Annotated in this window: 8 protein-coding genes; 2 read left to right on the top strand and 6 right to left on the bottom strand. The window is 62.8% G+C overall.

What is annotated here, in order from left to right:
* Positions 1–143: 143 nt before the first annotated feature.
* Positions 144–11,534, bottom strand: coding sequence for an autotransporter-associated beta strand repeat-containing protein (locus TK42_RS24635; protein ID WP_103735376.1), 11,391 nt, complete (start codon positions 11,532–11,534; stop codon positions 144–146).
* A gap of 329 nt (positions 11,535–11,863) precedes the next feature.
* Between TK42_RS24635 and TK42_RS24630 the strand changes: the two genes are divergently transcribed.
* Positions 11,864–13,672 (top strand): monovalent cation:proton antiporter-2 (CPA2) family protein, encoded by a 1,809-nt coding sequence (locus TK42_RS24630; RefSeq protein ID WP_103735375.1) that lies wholly within the window; start codon positions 11,864–11,866, stop codon positions 13,670–13,672.
* A 72-nt stretch (positions 13,673–13,744) separates the two neighbouring features.
* Entirely contained in the window at positions 13,745–14,299 is a 555-nt protein-coding gene (locus TK42_RS24625) for a hypothetical protein (RefSeq protein WP_032876365.1), read from the top strand.
* 28 nt (positions 14,300–14,327) lie between these two features.
* Here TK42_RS24625 and TK42_RS24620 read toward each other — a convergent pair whose 3' ends face one another.
* The 5 genes from TK42_RS24620 to TK42_RS24600 all read right to left on the bottom strand — a co-directional run bounded on the left by TK42_RS24620 (position 14,328) and on the right by TK42_RS24600 (position 18,459).
* Positions 14,328–15,044, bottom strand: a complete 717-nt coding sequence (locus tag TK42_RS24620; protein ID WP_032876368.1) for an alpha/beta hydrolase — start codon at positions 15,042–15,044, stop codon at positions 14,328–14,330.
* A gap of 10 nt (positions 15,045–15,054) precedes the next feature.
* The gene (cobF, locus tag TK42_RS24615; RefSeq protein WP_005787570.1) at positions 15,055–15,810 is read right to left on the bottom strand and encodes a precorrin-6A synthase (deacetylating); all 756 of its coding nucleotides are present in this window, start codon (positions 15,808–15,810) and stop codon (positions 15,055–15,057) included.
* 45 nt (positions 15,811–15,855) lie between these two features.
* A complete protein-coding gene (locus TK42_RS24610; RefSeq protein ID WP_103735374.1) occupies positions 15,856–16,410 on the bottom strand; it encodes a histidine phosphatase family protein in 555 nt (184 codons plus the stop codon).
* Between the two features lie 87 nt (positions 16,411–16,497).
* Positions 16,498–16,974 carry a YbjN domain-containing protein gene (locus TK42_RS24605; protein ID WP_103735373.1) on the bottom strand — a complete coding sequence of 159 codons (477 nt, stop codon included), beginning with the start codon at positions 16,972–16,974 and terminating at the stop codon, positions 16,498–16,500.
* A 144-nt stretch (positions 16,975–17,118) separates the two neighbouring features.
* Positions 17,119–18,459 (bottom strand): MFS transporter, encoded by a 1,341-nt coding sequence (locus tag TK42_RS24600; protein WP_103735372.1) that lies wholly within the window; start codon positions 18,457–18,459, stop codon positions 17,119–17,121.
* Between the last annotated feature and the right edge of the window lie 31 nt (positions 18,460–18,490).

Here is an 18,490-nt window from a genome sequence, read left to right as displayed (position 1 = left end):
CACGCCACACCAGCCGCGCTCCGGAAGAAATTGTGTGTACATTCTTCAGCCTGGCGGGTGAGCAATAAACTCTGTGCATTCAGGAACCAGTATTACTTCAAAAAAAACCGCCCTTTCGGGCGGTTGAAAAAACTCGGCCTTGATCAAAAACCGAGGGAGAAACTCACCGTCACTGCATGGTCCTTGTCGTTGCGCGAGAGTTGACCCGAGTAGCCCAGGCCCAGCTTGCCGTTCTGGCTGATCTGGTAGTCCAGGCCCGCCTCCACCACCGCGCTGTCCTTGGCAATCGGCACGCCCTGGGTGCTGAACGAGCCACCGCCATTGATGAAGCTCAGGTCGGCGTCAGGCTTGGTATCGCCGAAGGCATGGCGCCAGCCGATGCTGCCCCGTGGGGTGATTTTCGAGCCGTTGCCCAAGGTAAGGGTCTGGCCGATGCGTACGCCCAAGGTCGAGTAGGTAATACTTTGGTCGGCATCGCCACGCAGGGCTGCCGAGCCGCCTTTTTCCTTGATCGTATCGCTGTCGTAGTTGACGTAGGCCAGGCCGGCGAACGGTTCCAGGGCCACGCTGGCGGTTTGAATGGTGTAGCCGACTTCACCGAACACCTGGGCACTGCGTGCCTTGTAGTCGGCTTTCAGGCGTTGGCCCTCACCGCCGACCGCCACGTTGCGTTTGCTTTCGATGTCATGCCAGCTGTACGCGACGCCCATGCGTGCGGCGAAGGCTTCCTGCTGGTAGGCGGTGTAGGCCATCAAGTGGTAGCTGTCCACATCGGCACTGGAATTACGGCGCTTGGCATCCAGATCACTGCGGGTGTAGCCGGCGGCCACACCGACGCGCCAGGCGTCGTCCACTTGCTTGTCGGTGCCGAGCAGGAAGCCGCTGAGATTGCGGTCCAGCTTGGCGGTATTGCTGTCACCGCCCATATGGCCCCAGGTGCCGAGTACGCGCATCCAACCGACCATCTCGCCGTGGCAACCGGCACTGGTCAGACGGTTTTCGCTTGGCGCCAGGGCATTGCGTGGGTCGTCCTCGCGGTAGCAACCGGGTTGGCGCATACGCTCGTTGACCGCGTCACGTACGTAACGCGAATCTTCGAGCATCGCGCTGGCGGTGCTGGCATGAATCTCGCCAGACAAGCTGTCGAAGGCTGCACGCGCTCCTGCCACGTCAGAATTGAGCAACGCGTTCTGCACCGCCACGCCACCGACGGCTGCGCCGCTGCCCAAGGCCGCCGCCACGCCGCGCTGGTTAGCGGTAGCCGCCACACTGGCATAGCTGACGTTGTTGCGGCTGACCGCCAGTGCCACCTGGGTTGGGCTGTAGTTCAACGCGGTAGTCAGGAACGCCAGGTTCTCCAGGTTGGTGGTGGCAAAGGTGCCGTTGACCGCGCCCGCAGTCAGCAGAGTGTAGGTGGTCGCGCCGGCATACGGTGCCAAATTGATCACATTCAAGGTGCCGCCCAGGTTGGCAGTGCCGCCCACGGCCAGGGAGCCGGTGGTGGATGGGGTAATCACCAGGTTCAGCGCGCCCGTGCTGGCGTTGGTGAAGTTGCCGGCCACGGTCAACTTGCCGCCGTCAGGCGTCACTGAGCCGTTGTTGACCAGCGAACCGACACTGCCGTTGCCGGTCAGGCCCGCACCGTTGGCCACGGTGACCTGGCCACCGAGCACCGCACCTGGGTTGGCCGCATTACCCACCTGCAGTACGCCCTCTTGCACCGCTACGGTCCCGCTGAACGGCTGGTTGCCGGTCAGCAACAGCGCACCGGTGCCTTGCTTGACCACCGCACCGGTGCCGCTCAAGGTGCCGTTGAATTGGCCATTACTGCTTTGGGCAAATACCAGACTGGCGTTGTCGAGGATACTGCCTTGCAGGCTGGTGGTATTGCCCACCAGCGTACCGCCACTGACCGTAGTGCCGCCGGTGTAGGTATTGGCGCCGGTCAGCAGCAACGTGCCGGAATCCAACTTGTTGATCCCACCGGTTCCTACCAGCGGTGCATCGATCTGGGCGGTCACGCCGGAGTTGACCCGCACCGCAGCCAGGCTGCCATCCGCCGAATTGGTCGGGCTCAAGCTGCCCCCAGCGCCGGCCGTCAGGGTGTAACCGGCGTCAAGGAATTGCAGGCCGGTAAAGCCTTGGTTACCGACAACCGTCACGGTGCCGCCCTGCCCGCCAAATACCGCGAACTGGTTGGTGGACGCCTGCCCTTGGGTACCGGTGGGGTCGGTCCAGTTGGTGCCCGGGCCCCAGGTGCCGCTGCCACCGGTGATGGTGCCGTCGGGGTTGGTGGTGCCGCCGTTCCAGAACTGGATCTGCCCTGGGGCATTTTGCACCACCAGGTTGAGCTGGTTGGCCAGCGCGGTTTGCAGGCTCACGTTGCCCAAGGCGACGGGCAAGGTGCCAAAGGTAAGGCCGTTATCGACCAAGCTGCCGCCATAGCGGAACAGTTGATACACGCCCAGACCGAAGCCGCCGGCATCACTGACGTTGAGCGTTCCGTCCAGGGTCAGGTTGCCAGCGACATTCACCGCAGTGCTCGAAGCACCCGGTGCGCCGAGGGCGAAGTCCAGCGTGGTGCCCGACGACAAGGCCAGCGAGCCCACCGACAGTGGGGACGCCGAGCCCGCCTTGAGCACCGAACCGTCCGCCATGCTCACCGCACCGCCCAAGGTGCCGCTGCCACCCAGGGTCGCGCCGCCGGCAACTTGCACCGCAGCGCTGTTCAAGGTGCCGTTGACCAACAGGCTGCCGGTGTTGACGTTGGTAGTGCCGGTAAAGGTGTTGTTACCGGTCAGCAGCAACGCGCCGGTGCCGGTTTTGTTCAGTACGCCAGTGCCGGTGAGGTTGCCGGTGTAGGTGCTGTCGGTGGCTTGCTCAAAGGTCAATGCCGCATTGTTGGCGATGGCGCCTTGCAGGCTGTTGGTGTTGCCGGTGGTGGTACCACCGTTGAGCGTGGTGCCGCCGCCGTAGGTGTTGGCACCCGCCAGCAGCAAGGCGCCGCTGCCGTTTTTCACCAGGCTGCCGGTGCCGCTGACGACGCCGTTGAGGGCCAGGTCATGGCTGCCGGCCAGGGTCAGCGGGCCGCCCAGATTGACGGCATTGGCCAGTTGCAAGTCAGTGCCACCATCCAGTTGCGCAGCGCCGCCGACAGTCAGGGCACCGCTGCCCAGTGCAGCGTTGTTGCCCAGCACCAGTTGACCGGCGTTGAGGCCGGTGCCGCCGCTGTAGCTGTTGGTGCCATTGAGGGTCAAGGTTGCAGCGCCGTTTTTCACCAGGCTGCCGCTGCCGCTGATGCCACCATTGAGGGTCAACGCGTTGCTGCCGCCAATCGCCAGGGCGCCGTTGAGTACCGCTGCATTGGCCAGGCTCACTGCCGCGTTGCTGTCCAGGGTGGTGCCCGCCGCGGCAGTCAGTACGCCGGTGCCCAGGGCACTGTTGTTGCCGACCACCAGAGTGCCGCCGTTGAGCGCAGTGCCGCCGGTGTAGCCATTGGCGCCGTTGAGCACCAGAGTGCCGCTGTCGAGCTTGGCCAGGGTACCGGCACCATTGAGCGTGACGCCCAGGGTGGCGGTCACGTTCGGATCGACGCGCACCGCGGTGTTGCCGGTGCCGCCATTGACCAGGTTAAGCACACCCGCCGTGCCGGAGGCCAGGTTATAGCCATCGGTGACAAACTGCATGCCGGTGATGTTTTGCGTGCCGTCCACCGTCACATTGCCGGCTGCGCCCTGGAACACTGCGAAACTATTGGTCCAGCCTTGGTTGAGCGTGCCGTCGACATTGGTCCAGTTGGTATTGCCGGTGCTCCAGGTACCGTTACCACCGTCGATGGCAGCGTTGCCGATCAGGTTATTGCCATCCCAGAACTGCACAGTAGTGTTAGGTGCAGTCACCAGCAGGTTGACCTTGTTGCTGATGGCGGTCTGCACTTGCAGATCGCCCGGCGCCACGCTGCCCGGCAGTATGCCGAGGGTCAACCCGTTGTCGGTAAGCGCCCCGCCGTAGTTGATGAGGTTATAGACGCCGCTGCCAAAGCCGCCGATATCGGTGACGTTGAGGTTGCCGTCCAGGGTCAGGTCGCCGCCGACATTCAGCAGCCCGGTGCCGCCGCCCACAACTGGGGTGCCTAGACCGACATCCAGATTGGAGTTGCCGCCCAGCACCAGCGAGCCCACCGACAGCGTGCTGCCGGTGTTCAGGCCGATATGGCCGCCGTCGGCGACAGTCACGGCACCACCAAGAGCACCGCTGCCGGTCAGGGTCGCGCCGTTGTTGACCGCCACCGTGGCACTGGCCAGCGAGCCTGTGACATTCAAGGTGCCACCGTTGACGTTGGCTGCGCCGCTGATGCCATTGGTGCCGCCCAGGTTGAGCGCACCGCTGCCGTTTTTATCCAGGCCGCCGGTACCGCCCAGCGAACCGCCAAAGGTGTTGTCCAGGTTGCTGCCGCCCACCGCCAGCGTGCTACCGCCCGCCACCTGCACCGTGCCGTTGCCGGCCAGCGTGTTGAGGCTGGCATTGCCGCCCAGGTTGAGGCTGGCGCCGCTGCCGACAGTAACGCCGGAAGTGCTGCCCAGTGCGCCGTTACCCAACGTAGTCACGCTGCCGCCGGCCACAGTCAGCGGGCCGCTGAAGGTATTGCTACCTGTCAGCAACAGGTCCGCTGCGCCATTTTTGATCAGCGCCGCATTGCCGGCCAGTACCCCAGCCAGGGTCAGGTTATTGCTGCCTGCGACGGTCAGGTCGCCATTAAGATTGACCGCGTTGGCCAGCACCAGCGGCGTGCTGTTGGCCAGGGTCGCCGCCCCGCCGACGGTCAAGGCGCCCGACCCCAGAGCCGTGGCGTTGCCCAAGGTCAATGTACCGGCATTGAGGGTTGTGCCACCGCTGTAGCTGTTGGCGCCGTTGAGCGTCAGGTTGGCGCCGCCGGCCTTGGTCAGGGAACCGCTGCCATCAACTACGCCATCAAGGCTCAGATCATTGCTGCCGCCGACTGTCAGCGCAGCATTCAGGCTGGTGTTATTGGCCAGGGCCAGTGCAGCGCTGGTATCCAGGGTCGCGACGCCATTGACTGCCAGGGCACCGCTGCCCAGGGCCGATGCGTTGCCCAGGGTCAACGACCCCGCGTTCAGTTGGGTGCCACCGAGGTAGGCATTGGCGCCATTAAGGGTCAGGTTGCCCGCACCGGTTTTGGTCAGGCCGCCGGCACCACTGACCACACCGTTCAAGCTCAGGTCGGCAGTTCCCAGAATGTCCAGGTTACCGGCCAGGTTCAGGGTATTGGCCAAAGCCACCGCGGTGCTGCTGTCGAGGCTGGTACCGGCTGCCGCGTTCAACGCGCCACTGCCCAGTGCGCTATTGGAGCCCAGGATCAAGGCGCCGGCGTTGAGTGCGGTTGGCCCGGCGTAGGTGTTGTTACCACTGAGGGTCAGGTTGGCGATGCCATTTTTGATCAGGCTGCCGGTGCCTGCCACGGTGCCGGCCAGGGTCAAGGCGTTGCTGCCGCCAACAGTCAACGTACCGTTGACGTTCACATTGTTGGCCAGGTTGACCGCAGCGTTGCTGTCCAAAGTGGTGCCATTGGCGGTGGTCAACACGCCACTGCCCAGGGCACTGTCATTGCCGACCACCAGCGTGCCGCCATTGAGCAAGGTGCCACCGGTGTAGCTGTTGGCCCCGTTGAGTACCAGGGTGCCGGTGTCCAGCTTGGCCAAGGTACCGCCGCCATTGAGCGTGACGCCCAGGGTCGCGGTGACGCCAGGGTCGACCCGCACGGCGGTGTTGCCGCCGGTGCCATTGAACAGGGTCAAGGCCCCCGCCGTGCCACCCGCCAGGTTGTAGCCATCCGTGACGAACTGCAACCCAGTGATAGCTTGCGCGCCGTCAACGGTGACGGTGCCCGCTGTGCCCTGGAATACCGCAAAGCTGTTCGGCGCCCAGGTTGTATTGAACGCGCCGTTGACGCCGGTCCAGTTGCCGGTGCCTGCGCTCCAGGTGCCGCTGCCGCCTTCGATGGCACCGTTGCCGGTGACTTGACTGCCGTCCCAGAACTGCACGTTGGTACTGCCGTTGACCAACAGGTTGACCTGGTTGCCGATGGCGGTTTGCAGGTCCAGATCAGCGGCTGGGATATTCACCGGCAGGCTGCCCAGTTGCAGGCCGTTGTTGGTCAGGCCGCCGGTGTAGTCGATCAGGCGATAGATACCGGTGCCGAAGCCGCCGATATCACTCACGTTGAGCGTACCGTCCAGGGTCAGGTTGCCGTTGACCTGTACCAGTGCCGTACCGCCGGTGGATGGCGCGCCAAGGCCGGCATCCAGGTTGGAGTTGGCATTGAGCAACAACGAGCCGGTGGTCAGGGTAGCGCCCGAGTTGACCGCCAGGTGGCCGCCATCGGCGATGACCACATTGCCCAGCAAGGTACCGGTGCCGCCCAGGGTTGCGCCGCTGCCCACGCTCACATTGGCGCTGGCCAATGAGCCGTTGACGAGCAGGCTGCCACCATTGACCAGCGTATCGCCGGTGAGCGCGCTGAGGCCACCAAGGGTCAGGGCGCCCGTGCCGTCCTTGGCAAAGTTGCCGAGCCCGGCCAATACGCCGTCGAACGTGCTGTCGAGGTTATTACCGCCAACGCTCAATGTGCTGCCCGCCCCGACTGTCGCCAGCCCTGTGCCGGTGAGCGCGCCCAGGCTGGCGGTACCGCCCAGGTTCAGGGAGGTACCGCCCGCCAGATTGACGCCGGCACCGACACCCAATGCCCCATTGCCCACGGTGGTAAGGCTGCCCGATTGCACATCGAACAAGCCGTTGAAGGTGTTGTTGCCAGTCAGGCTCAAATCAGCCGTGCCGGTTTTGATCAGGTCACCACTGCCTGCCAGTACACCCGCAAGGGTCAGGTTGTTATTGAGACCGCCCACTGTCAGGCCTGCATTGAGGTTGACCGCGTTGGCCAGCACCAGCGGTGTGCTGTTGGCCAAGGTGGCCGCACCGCCGACCGTCAAAGCGCCGGTACCCAGCGCCGCTGCCGTACCGAGGGTCAAGGTGCCCGCATTGAGGGTGGTACCGCCTTGATAAGTGTTGACGCCGTTGAGCGTCAGGTCGGCGGCGCCGTTCTTGACCAGCTCGCCAGTGCCACTGAGCAGGCCAGCCAAGGTCAGGTCATTGCTGCCGGCTACGGTCAGCGCCGCGTTCAGGACGGCATTGTTACCGATGGTCAAGGCTGCATTGTTATCCAGGGTTGCGGCGCCACCAACGATCAGATTGCCCAGCCCCAGCGCCGCCGCATTGCCCAGGGTCAGCGTCCCGGCGTTCAGTGTGGTACCGCCGAGAAAGGCATTGGCACCCGTCAGGGTAAGGTTGGCAGCGCCGTCTTTAGTCAGGCTGCCGGCGCCATTGATCGCCCCCGTCAGGGCCAGGTCGGCGGTGCCGCCGATGCCCAGATTGCCCGCCAGGTTGATTGCATTGTTGACGCTCAGCGCAGTGCTTGCATCCAGGGTTGTACCGCCTGCCGCATTGAGCACGCCAGCGCCCAACGCGCTATTGGCCGCCAGCACCAGACCACCCGCATTCAAGGCCACCGGGCCAAGGAAGGTATTGCTGCCACCCAGGGTCACAGTGGCCGCGCCATTTTTGATCAAGCCGCCCGTGCCGCCAATCACGCCGTTGAGCGCCAACGCGTTGCTGCCCGCCAGGTTCAGGTCGCCGTTGAGGGTGACGTCATTGCCAAGCGCTGCCGCGGTATTGCTGTCCAGCGTAGTGCCCGCCGCAGCGGTCAGGGCGCCAGTGCCCAGCGCGGTGTTACTGCCGACCACCAACGTACCGCCATTGAGCAAGGTGCCACCGGTGTAGCTGTTGGCGCCACCGAGTACCAGTGTGCCGGTATCGAGTTTATTCAGGGCACCTGCCCCGGTGATATCGACGCCAATGGTCGCGGTTGCCAGCGGGTCGACACGCACCGCGAAGTTGCCACTGCCGGTGCTCAATTGCCCCCCGGTGCCATTGACCAGATTGTAGCCATCGGTGACGAATTGCATGCCAGTAAGGGTCTGCGCACCCTCCACGCTGACGGTACCCGCCGCGCCCTGGAACACCGCAAAACCGCCGCCCCAGGTCTGGTTGAGAATGCCGTCGGCCGAGGTCCAGTTGGTGCCGCCCGCCGTCCAGGTGCCGCTGCCACCGTCAACACTGCCGTTGGGCACGGTGTTGCTGCCGTCCCAGAAACGGATGTTCGGTGCCGACACCACCAGATTGACCTGGCTGCCCACCGAGGTTTGTACCAACAGGTCACCCAGGCCATAGCCCAACGGCACGCTGTTGACGTTCAATGCGCCGGCCAGGCTGCCGGTGTAGTTGATCAACCGATACACACCGGCACCGAAACCACCGGCATCGCTGACGTTCAGGTTACCGGCCAGGTTCACATTGCCACCGACATTCAGCAACGAAGTCAGCGAAGGTGCACCGAGGGCCACATCCAGATTGCCGCCGGCGCTCATGTTCAAGCTGCCGGCGGATAAGGTCGCGCCGCTACCCAGGGCCAAGTGCCCGCCGTTGTTGATATTCACCGCACCCAACAGCGATCCGCTGCCGGTCAGCGTGCCGCCGCTATTCACGTCAACCACCGCACTGCCCAGGGAACCGGTGAGGTTCAAGGTGCCTGCGTTGATCGCCGTGTTACCACTGATGCCGTTGATCCCGGTGAGGTCCAGCGTGCCGGTGCCAACCTTGATCAAGCCACCCGCGCCACTGAGGCTACCGTCAAAGGTACTGCTGGTGCTCAGGCCGCCTACGGTGAGATTGAAACCACCGCCCACCGCCACGTCGCCCGTGCCGCTGAGGCCGGCCAGGCTGGAATCGACATTCAGGTTCAGCGCCGCACCGGCTGCCACGTTGGCGCCGGAACTGCCCGCCAGGGCATCGGCGCTCAACAGCGTGACGCTGCCAGACAGGATATCCACGGCGCCAGTGAAGGTGTTGCTGCCCGACAGGGCCAGATCGGCCAGGCCATTTTTGATCAGCGCACCCGCGCCGCTGATCACGCCGTTCAGGGCCAGGTCGTTATTGCCCGCGAGGCTCAAGTCGGCATTCAGTGCAATGTCGTTGCCGATCCCTAAGGCCGCGCTGTTATCCAGGGTGGCTGCGCCGCCGACCGTCAAGGCGCCGCTGCCCAGCGCGCCCGCTGTGCCCAGGGTCAAGGTACCGGCATTGAGGGTGGCGCCACCGCTGAAGGTGTTGGTGCCGTTGAGGGTCAGATTGGCCAGGCCGTCCTTGATCAGCGGGCCCGCGCCGCTGATCGTATTGCCCAGGGTCAGCGCATTGGTGCCGCCAACGGTCAGCCCGGCATTGAGGACAATGCCATTGCTCAGCGCAACCGCCGCGCTGCTGTCCAGAGTCGCCGCGCCGCCGACAGTCAGGTCGCCAAGGCCTAGCGCCGAGTTGCTGCCGACGGTCAGTGTGCCTGCATTCAAGGTGGTGCCACCCAGGAAGCCATTGGCGCCACTGAGAATCAGGTTGGCCGCGCCGGCTTTGGTCAGGCTACCGGCACCATTGATGCCACCGCTCAGGGTCAAATCGGCGGTGCCGCCGATGCCCAGGTTGCCCGCCAGGTTGACAGCATTGGTCAAGGTGACGGCCGTGCTGGCGTCCAGGGTCGTGCCCGCCGCCGCATTTAATGCTCCGGAACCCAACGCGGTAGCGGAACCTACCACCAGCCCACCGGCATTCAGCGCGGTAACCCCGGTGCGGGTATTGTTGCCGGTCAAGGTCAACAGGCCCGCACCGGTTTTGATCAAGCTGCCGGCGCCGGACATCACCCCGCCCAACGTCAGCGGGTTGGTGCCGGTCAGCGTCAGGTTGGCGCCCAGCGCCACGTTGTTGGTGAGTAACGACGCACCGCCAGCATCAAGGTTCGCGGCACCCGTCACACTCAAGCCACCGCTGCCCAATGCGGTGTTATTGCCCAGCACCAGTGTGCCGGCGCCCAGGCTGGTGGTGCCGCTGTAGCCGCTGTTGACGCCATTGAGAGTCAGGCTGCCCGCACCGCTGTGGGTGATCCCACTGGCGCCGGAAATCACACCGCCCAAGGTCAGCGCGCCGGCGACGTCGGTGGTCAGGTTACCGTTCAGGGTCAGCGCATTACCCAGGCTCACGGTACCGGGGGCCTGCAAGGTGGTGGCTGCACTGACCGTCACTGCGCTGCTGCTCAAGGCCAGGTTATTGCCCAGTTGCACCGAACCGCCGGCCAGGTTCGTCGCACCTGTGTAAGTATTGGCGCCGCTGAGGATCAGTTGCCCGGTACCGGCCTTGGTCAAGCCGCCCGCGCCCGAGAGCACACCGCTGAGGGTCAGCCCGGTCGAGGCACCCTGCACCGTCAAGCCGCCAGTGCCCAGGGTCAGCAAATTGGACAGGGTCAAGCCATTGCCGGTGGCCTCGATGGTCCCGCCGTTGGCGGTCAACACACCAGTGCCGAAGGTGGTGTTGTTATTGAACTGCGAAATGCCGCCATTGAGGGTCGTGCTGCCGCTGACCAAAGGCCCTTGCAGGGTCCAGGTGCCGCTGTTGATGGTCAGGTTGTTGAAGTTGACATAGTTGGCGCTCGACGCTGTGCCAGTCCCCGTGATACCGCCGCCGACACCCGTGGTGTTCTGCAAGATCAAGGTGTTGCTGCCCAGCGCGCCACCATCCACTTGGCCGGTGGGCGCGAATGTCAGGTTCACACCGAGCAGTCCGCCCAGGCTCGCGCCGATGCCGCCGCCGTTCGTTACGCTTGAACCGGTGACAGCGGTGAAGGTGTTGGTGCTACCGGCCCCCATCGACACACCGCCGGATATAGTCCCGGTGTTGAGGAAAGTGTTACCAGCGGTGGAGCTTTCGAACGCCACGCGCCCGGTCAGGGTGCCGTTGTTGGTCATGTTGACTTGCCCGCCGCCTTGCACCGCCACCACTGGGGTGTCGGAAGTGAACAGGGTCAGGCCGAGCAAGGACGAAGAGCCGATGGTGCCGTTGTTGACGATGGTGGTGATGCCGCCTGCACCGTTGGTGGCGTTCAGGGCCATGCCATCGAGCGAGGCCAGGTTGAGCCCGAGCAGCGCACCGGTACCGCGCATGATGCCGGTGGCGGTGTTGGTGATGTTCAACGCGCTGGCTGCCGTGTTGCCGATCACTACGCCACCGCTCAGCACTGAAACCAATCCCAGGAGTGCCGGGTCAATGGTGCCGGAGTTATTCAACGTCGCGTTGTTACCCGTCAGGGTCAACGCTTTGCCGCCCAGCGTCGCATTGAGTTGCGCTCCGGCGCTGACGTTGACCGTCAGGTCGTTGACCGCGCTGCTGAAGGTGTTGAGGAACAATGGCAATGACGGCACGCCCGTACAGGTCACCGTCGCGCCGGCTGCAGGACTTGCCGGGGTACAGGCAGCGAACACATCCGGGCTCGCCAAGCCCATGACCAAACCGGCCACGCCCAGGCGGATAGCAAGAGAAAGCGCAGAAATACGAGGTACAGCGGCAGTCGCAAGTCTTCTATCCACGTTCTACTCCTTGTGGTGCAAGCGTTTCGTCCATGAATGCGTAAAAAGCCCGGGTTTAACCTTCCACACGCATCGAATTCGAAATACCTGACCGTGTTGACTAACAATCCAGTTTGTCGAAACGTTAGTAGAGCCACGGAAAAGTCATTGAATTAAATGGTATTAATACTTTCGTAAAACCCGTGATCGAATGGGGTAACAACCAACATCCATTGACTGTCGCGACAAAAATACAAGTTTCAAAATGTGAAAAAGCGTTCTAATAGCGCCCTATCTCCCTCGCCACAGCAATAGTTAGCCGTTGATCCAAGTAAACAATGGAGTTCGCAATGCCCCATGAAGGCAACCTGTTACAAGCGGCCGTAGTGTTCCTGCTCGCTGCCGTGCTCACCGTGCCCCTGGCCAAGCGCCTGCAATTGGGCGCGGTGCTGGGCTATCTGTTTGCCGGTGTGATCATCGGCCCGTTGGTACTCGGCCTGATCGGCAACCCGCAAAGCGTGGCGCAGTTCTCTGAATTGGGTGTGGTGCTGCTGTTGTTCATCATCGGCCTGGAGCTGTCGCCCAAACGCCTGTGGGTGATGCGCAAGGCCGTGTTCGGTGTCGGCCTGGCCCAGGTGCTGCTCACTGGGTTGGTCATGGGCGCGGTGGCGCTGTGGCTGTTTGGCCAGCCATGGAACAGTGCCATCGTGCTGGGCCTGGGCCTGGCGCTGTCCTCCACCGCGTTTGGCCTGCAAAGCCTGGCCGAGCGCAAGGAGCTTAACCAGCCCCACGGGCGTCTGGCTTTCGCCATCCTGCTGTTTCAGGACATCGCGGCCATCCCGCTGATCGCCCTCGTACCCTTGCTGGCCGGTGGCAGTCACCCAACCACCGAAGCCGAGGGCCTGCGCCATGGCTTGCAGGTACTGGGCAGCATCGCCGTGGTGATCATCGGCGGGCGCTACCTGTTGCGTCCGGTGTTTCGCATCGTCGCCAAAACCGGCCTGCGCGAAGTATCCACCGCCACCGCGCTGCTGGTGGTGATCGGCACCGCCTGGCTGATGGAGCTGGTGGGCGTGTCCATGGCCCTGGGGGCGTTCCTCGCCGGCCTGCTGCTGGCAGATTCGGAATACCGCCACGAACTGGAATCCCAGATCGAACCCTTCAAGGGCCTGCTGCTGGGGCTGTTCTTTATCAGCGTGGGCATGGGCGCCAACCTCAGCCTGCTGCTCAGTACGCCGCTGGTGGTGATCGGCCTGACCCTGCTGTTGATCGGGTTAAAACTGCCCCTGCTGTACGCCGTTGGCCGCATGGTCGGCGATCTCAATCGCGAAAGCGCCTTGCGCCTCGGCGTGGTGCTAGCAGCCGGGGGTGAATTCGCCTTCGTGGTGTTCAAGATCGGCCGCGACCAAGGCCTGTTCGAACCACACCTTTACGATGTGCTGGTGCTGACCATCACCCTGTCCATGGCCTTGACCCCGCTGTTGCTGCTGGTGTGTCCGAAGCTGTTCAAACCCAAGGTCAAGCCAGTGGAAGTGCCCGAGGAATACCGCGCCATCGAAAGCGATGCGCCCCGCGTGGTCATTGCCGGCATGGGGCGGATGGGTCAGATCGTGGCGCGGATCCTGCGGGCGCAGAACATTTCGTTTATCGCCCTCGACACCTCCGTGGAAACCATCGAGCTGACCCGCAGTTTTGGCGGTATGCCGGTGTTCTACGGTGACCCCCAGCGCCCGGAAATTCTCCACGCGGCCAAGGTCGATCAGGCGGAATTCTTCGTCATTGCCATGGACGATCCGGAGATCAACATCAAGACCGCCGCTCTGGTGCGCAGCCTCTACCCGCACATGAAGATCATCGCCCGTGCCCGTAACCGCCAGCACGTACACCGCTTGGTGGACCTGGACGCTTCACCGGTGCGCGAAACCTTCTACTCCAGCCTGGAAATGAGCCGCCGCACCCTGGTCGGCCTTGGCTTGAGCCAGGCTCAGGCCGACGCGCGCATCAACCGCTTCAAGACCCACGACCAGCAAGTGCTCGCCGCGCAACACGCGGTGTACGACGATGCAGCCAAAGTCATGCAAACCGCTCAGGAAGCCCGTACGGAACTGGCGCGCTTGTTTGAGATGGACAGGCTTGAGGAAGAGTCCGACAAGGTGTGACATGGAGAATGAACGAAATTGCGAATTTTCTGACAGAATACGCCGCAATTTCGTTCATCCCTGGAGCGCTACATGGCCACGTTCACCAAGACCGCAGTGCTGCTGGCCCTCGCGCTTACCGCCGGCAGCGTGTTCGCTGCCGCCAAGCCAACCACGCAAAAAATCTCCACCTTGGGTGGCAAGTTCACCTTCAACCTGCCCAAGGCTTACAGCGCTGACACCCTGCCCTCCGGCAAGGCTGAGGACGGCACCGCTGATACCCAGGGCACGCTGTATGCCAACTCGACAACGAAAAGTGTGGTGATCGTCGCCGAAACCGTGCGCAACGATGGGGCAACCATCAAGGATAACGACCCGCAGTTCCTCGATGGTGCCGTGGCCGATTTCGTCAAGGACCAGAGCGCCGCCCTGCCCGACTTCAAGAAGCTGGGCGAGAAGAAACTCACTTACAAGGGCCTGGGCCTGCGCCAGGTTGACAGCAGCGCTACCCAGGGCGGCGGCAAGACCTTGAACTCCACGTTCCTGGGTGGTTCCGGCAACCATCTGCTAGTGATCCAGGCGATTTCCCGGGCCGATGATGTGAAGGGGCATGCGGCATTGGTGAAGCAGATTACGGGCGGCAAGTAACCGCCCCTCCCACATTTTTTACTGCATTTTACTTCAGGCTTTTCTCTAGCCAGGCTTTCAAGTCCTGCACTTCCGCTTCGCTGATGGTGTGATTCATCCCCGGGTATTCATGAAACTCCGGCTTGAGCCCCAACCCCACCAGCACCTTATCTGCCTGCGTGGCCGAGCTGAAGGGCAGCGCCTGGTCCAAAGTGCCATGGCCAATAAAAATCGCCAGTTTGCCCATGGACGCATCAGGCTTCAGCGCAGACCTGAGTACCGGTAGCACGCTGCCACTGAGCGCGGCGATACCGCGTACCAACTCGGGTTCACGCAAGGCCACCTCGTAAGACATGATCGCGCCCTGGCTGAACCCCACCAGGAATACCCGATCGCTTTGGGTGTGGTACTTGGCGGTAGCCTTGACCACAAAGTCCTTGATCAGTCGGGCGCTGCTGAACAGTTCATCGGTCTCGCCGTTGTACTCAGGCTCATCAGTCTTGGTAAACCAACGATAACCGTGCGGTTCCACCGGCAGCGGCGCACGCACTGACAGGTAGGTCCAGGTGGATGGCAACGCGTCCTTGATACCAAACAGATCTTCCTCGTTGCTGCCAAAACCATGCAGGAAGATCACCAGCGGCTGATTGCGCGCATCGCTCTGGGTTTGTTCCAGGTAGGACAACGGCAAGTCGGTGTGCAAGCCGGTATCGGCATGAACGGCGCCGGCCACCAGGGCCAATGCGAGGGCAAGCTGTTTGAGCATCGGATTTACCTCAGGGTTTGCGCAACAAATAGGTGTCCATGATCCAGCCGTTTTCCAGGCGCGCCGCCTTGCGTACCCGTTCGATCTCTTGCGCCACGTGGGCCACTTTACCGCTGATCAGGATTTCGTCAGGCGTGCCCAGGTAGGCGCCCCAGTAAATATCCAGGTCCTGATCCGCCACGCTGCGGTAGGAATCTTCTGCGTCGAGCATCACCACCAGGGTATCGGCATCACTGGCCTGCCCCGCCGCCAGGCGACGTCCCGTGGTGATTTCGACGGACTTGCCGATACGGTTCAACGGCACCTTATGCTGGGCCGCCAGCGCCTGCACGCTGGTGATGCCGGGGATCACCTCGAACTCGAACACGCACCGGCCACTGGCCAGGATCGCCTGCAAAATGCGAATGGTGCTGTCGTACAGCGCAGGATCCCCCCAGGCCAGGAACGCCCCCACTTCACCGTCGGCCATTTCTTCGTTGATCATGCGCTCGAAGGTGTGCTGCTTATCGCGGTTAAGGTCCTGCACGGCGGTGGTGTAGTCGATGTCACCGCGTACGCGCTCAGGGCAATCGGCCTCGACAAAACGGTAGCCGGGCTCGGTGATGTAGGTCTGGCAGATCTCACGGCGCAGGTCGATCAGCTTGTCCTTGCTCTGGCCCTTGTCCATCAGGAAGAACACGTCGGTACGGTTCAGCGCCTTCACGGCCTGCATCGTGATGTAGTCAGGGTTGCCGGCGCCAATGCCGATGATCAGGATGCGTTTCATGGGGTGCTCTCAGTGCGGGGCGTTGATTTTGCCATGATCTGCACGTCAGGCGTGAGTTTCCAGGCGCAGGCGCCACACGCCATTGAAGCGCAACTCAGTGGCCGACAGGGGCTCGACGTCGATCCGATAGAACATCGAGACCGGGAACTGCATGACGGAGAGCATCGCGGCGCGAATCACGAACGGGTGGGTCACGGCGACTGTATGGCCAGGGTGGGTTTCGAGCGATGCGAGCCATTGGCCCACACGCGCACAGAGCTGATCCACTGACTCGCCGCCATGGGGTGCGCGGGTGCTGTCGGCGCTCCAGGCCTTTAATTCCTGGCTATCGAGTTGGCTGATGTCCTGGCCTTTCCATGAACCGAGATCAACATCGCGCAACGCCACTTCAACCTCGGCGTGGGCGCCGAACAAGCCGGCTGTCTGGCGGGCCCTGGCTTCGGGGCCGCAGAGCAGGCGTGGCTGTTTTTTGTAGCGTCCGGCCAGGGAGCAAGCAGCACTTTGCCAGTCCATCGAGACGGACTCATCGTCGGGAAAACGCCCATGTTTTTGCAGGGGGGTGATGGCGTGGCAGATCAGGGTCAAACGGGTGGCGAGCATCGCACTTCACTCTGTTTTCGGTATGTTACTGCACCCCCAGTGTGAACGATGTACCTGTGGGAGGGGCTTGCCCCCTCCCACATTTAATCAGGCGGATGCACTCTCACTGAGCGGAGCGGCTGCGGCCTGAGCCTGCAAATGCGCGGCTTGCTGGCTGTATTCGCGCAGGTAGACGATAAATTCCTGCAACAGGCGGTCCCACAGTTCCAACTGGCTACGCAGATGCGAAGCGCCGACACCGGCCACCACCACGTCCATCTCCATCAACAGAAACTCACCCTGCACCGACAACCGCGCAAAGCGCCGCGAGGCATTCCACACCTGAGCCAGGCCCTCGGGCAATTCACCCTGCACCCGCAGGGCGCAGCTGTAGGTAAAGTCCACGTAACTGCCCTGCTCGGCCGCCGGATTGCCAAAACGCACGGCAAAACCGATGCCCTGGCTGGCGCTGAGCAATTGCACAACGCCGTTCTGCTCAGACTGGTTGACCCGATACCCGGCTTCCTGCAACAGCTCGGTGAGGCTTTGAATGGATACGCTGGTGATCAGTTGAACATCGCTCATAGTGGTCTCTTCCTTGTTGATCATTGATTAAGGCGGTGTGCGAGCATCGAACCGATTAAGGTATAGCTCATCGCCAAAACCTTGGGTCAATTCATTGGAAATGACCCATTCTCATCACAACAACGGCTGACCACCTTTTTTCGATCATGCTGCATCAGTCAGATAAGCGTCGGCTAGGAGGCCGTCTTCGGGAGCAAGCCCCCTCCCACATGCGACAAAATCCTCCTTGCGCAACACCACCAATGCCACCAGCGACACCACCCCGGTGGCCACGTAGAAGTACCACGGCGAAGTAATGTCCCCGGTCACCTTGATCAACCAGGTGGAAATCAACGGCGCACTGCCGCCAAACACCGCCACCGGCACGTTGTATGCCACTGCAATGCCGGTGGAGCGAATCCGCGTCGGCAGCAGCTCACTCATCAACGCGTAGGTCGACGACGCATACAGCCCGAACAGAATCGCCACCGCCATCAACGGTGCGAAGAACGACGCCGGGGTCGCGGTGGGTGCCGACTTGAACAGCCAGAACATCGCCAGGGTCGCCAGCGTGCCGATCACCATCAGGAACGGCTTGCGCCCGTATTTATCGGTAAATGCCCCGCCAAACGGCATCACGAAGGCGGCCGAGAAACTGGCAACGAACACGTAGAGCAAGGTGGTGCCGCTGTCGAACTTGAGGATCTTGGCCATGTAGGTCGAGGCGAAGGTCAGCACCAGGTAGAAGATCGAGCTGTGCAAGGTGATGATAAAGAACACCAGGGCAATCGCGCGCTTCCACTGCCAGACCTCCCGCAGCGGCGCCCGCGAGGTTTGCCCGGCGCGTTGCAGGGCTAAAAACTCGGGGCTGTCTTCAAGCTTGAGGCGGATGTACATGGAGATAAAGCCCAGGGGTGCAGCGATCAGGAACGGTACGCGCCAGGCCCATTCCTGCATGACCTCGGCGCCCAGCACCCAGGTCATGCCATTGGCCACCGCGCCGCCCAGCAACAGGCCGAGCACAGCGGTGACCATCAACCAGCAGGTGGCGAAGCCGCGGCGACCGGGCCCTGCGTATTCGGAGATAAAGCTGGTGACCGTGCCGATTTCGCCGCCCGCCGAGAAGCCCTGCACGCAGCGCACCAGGATCAGCAGGATCGGCGCGGCGATGCCCAGGCTGGCGTAGGTCGGCAACAACCCCAGCATCACCGTGGAACCGGTCATCATCACCAGCGCCATGATCAGGGTTTTGCGCCGGCCGATCTTGTCTGCCAGCGGGCCGAAGAACAGCCCACCCAGAGGGCGGATAAAGAAGCTCAGGGCAAACGCGGCGAAGCTGGCCAGCAGGCTGGTGGTGGGGTCATCGGAGACGAAGAACGCCTGGCCGATATAGACCGCGAGAAACCCATAGACGCCGTAGTCGTACCACTCGATCAAGTGGCCCGAGGTGGCGCCCAGAAACGCTCGGCGGCGCTTGCGGACAGTGTCTTGTGCGGGATTGCCCATCGTGGGGACTCCTTGTCTGATTATCGATCCA

It is taken from the genome of Pseudomonas sp. GZJR-8 (genome assembly GCF_002916705.1).
Taxonomy (GTDB): domain Bacteria; phylum Pseudomonadota; class Gammaproteobacteria; order Pseudomonadales; family Pseudomonadaceae; genus Aquipseudomonas; species Aquipseudomonas synxantha_A.
Note: the sequence above shows the minus strand (reverse complement) of the source record. Positions and strands in the feature narration are given on the sequence as shown.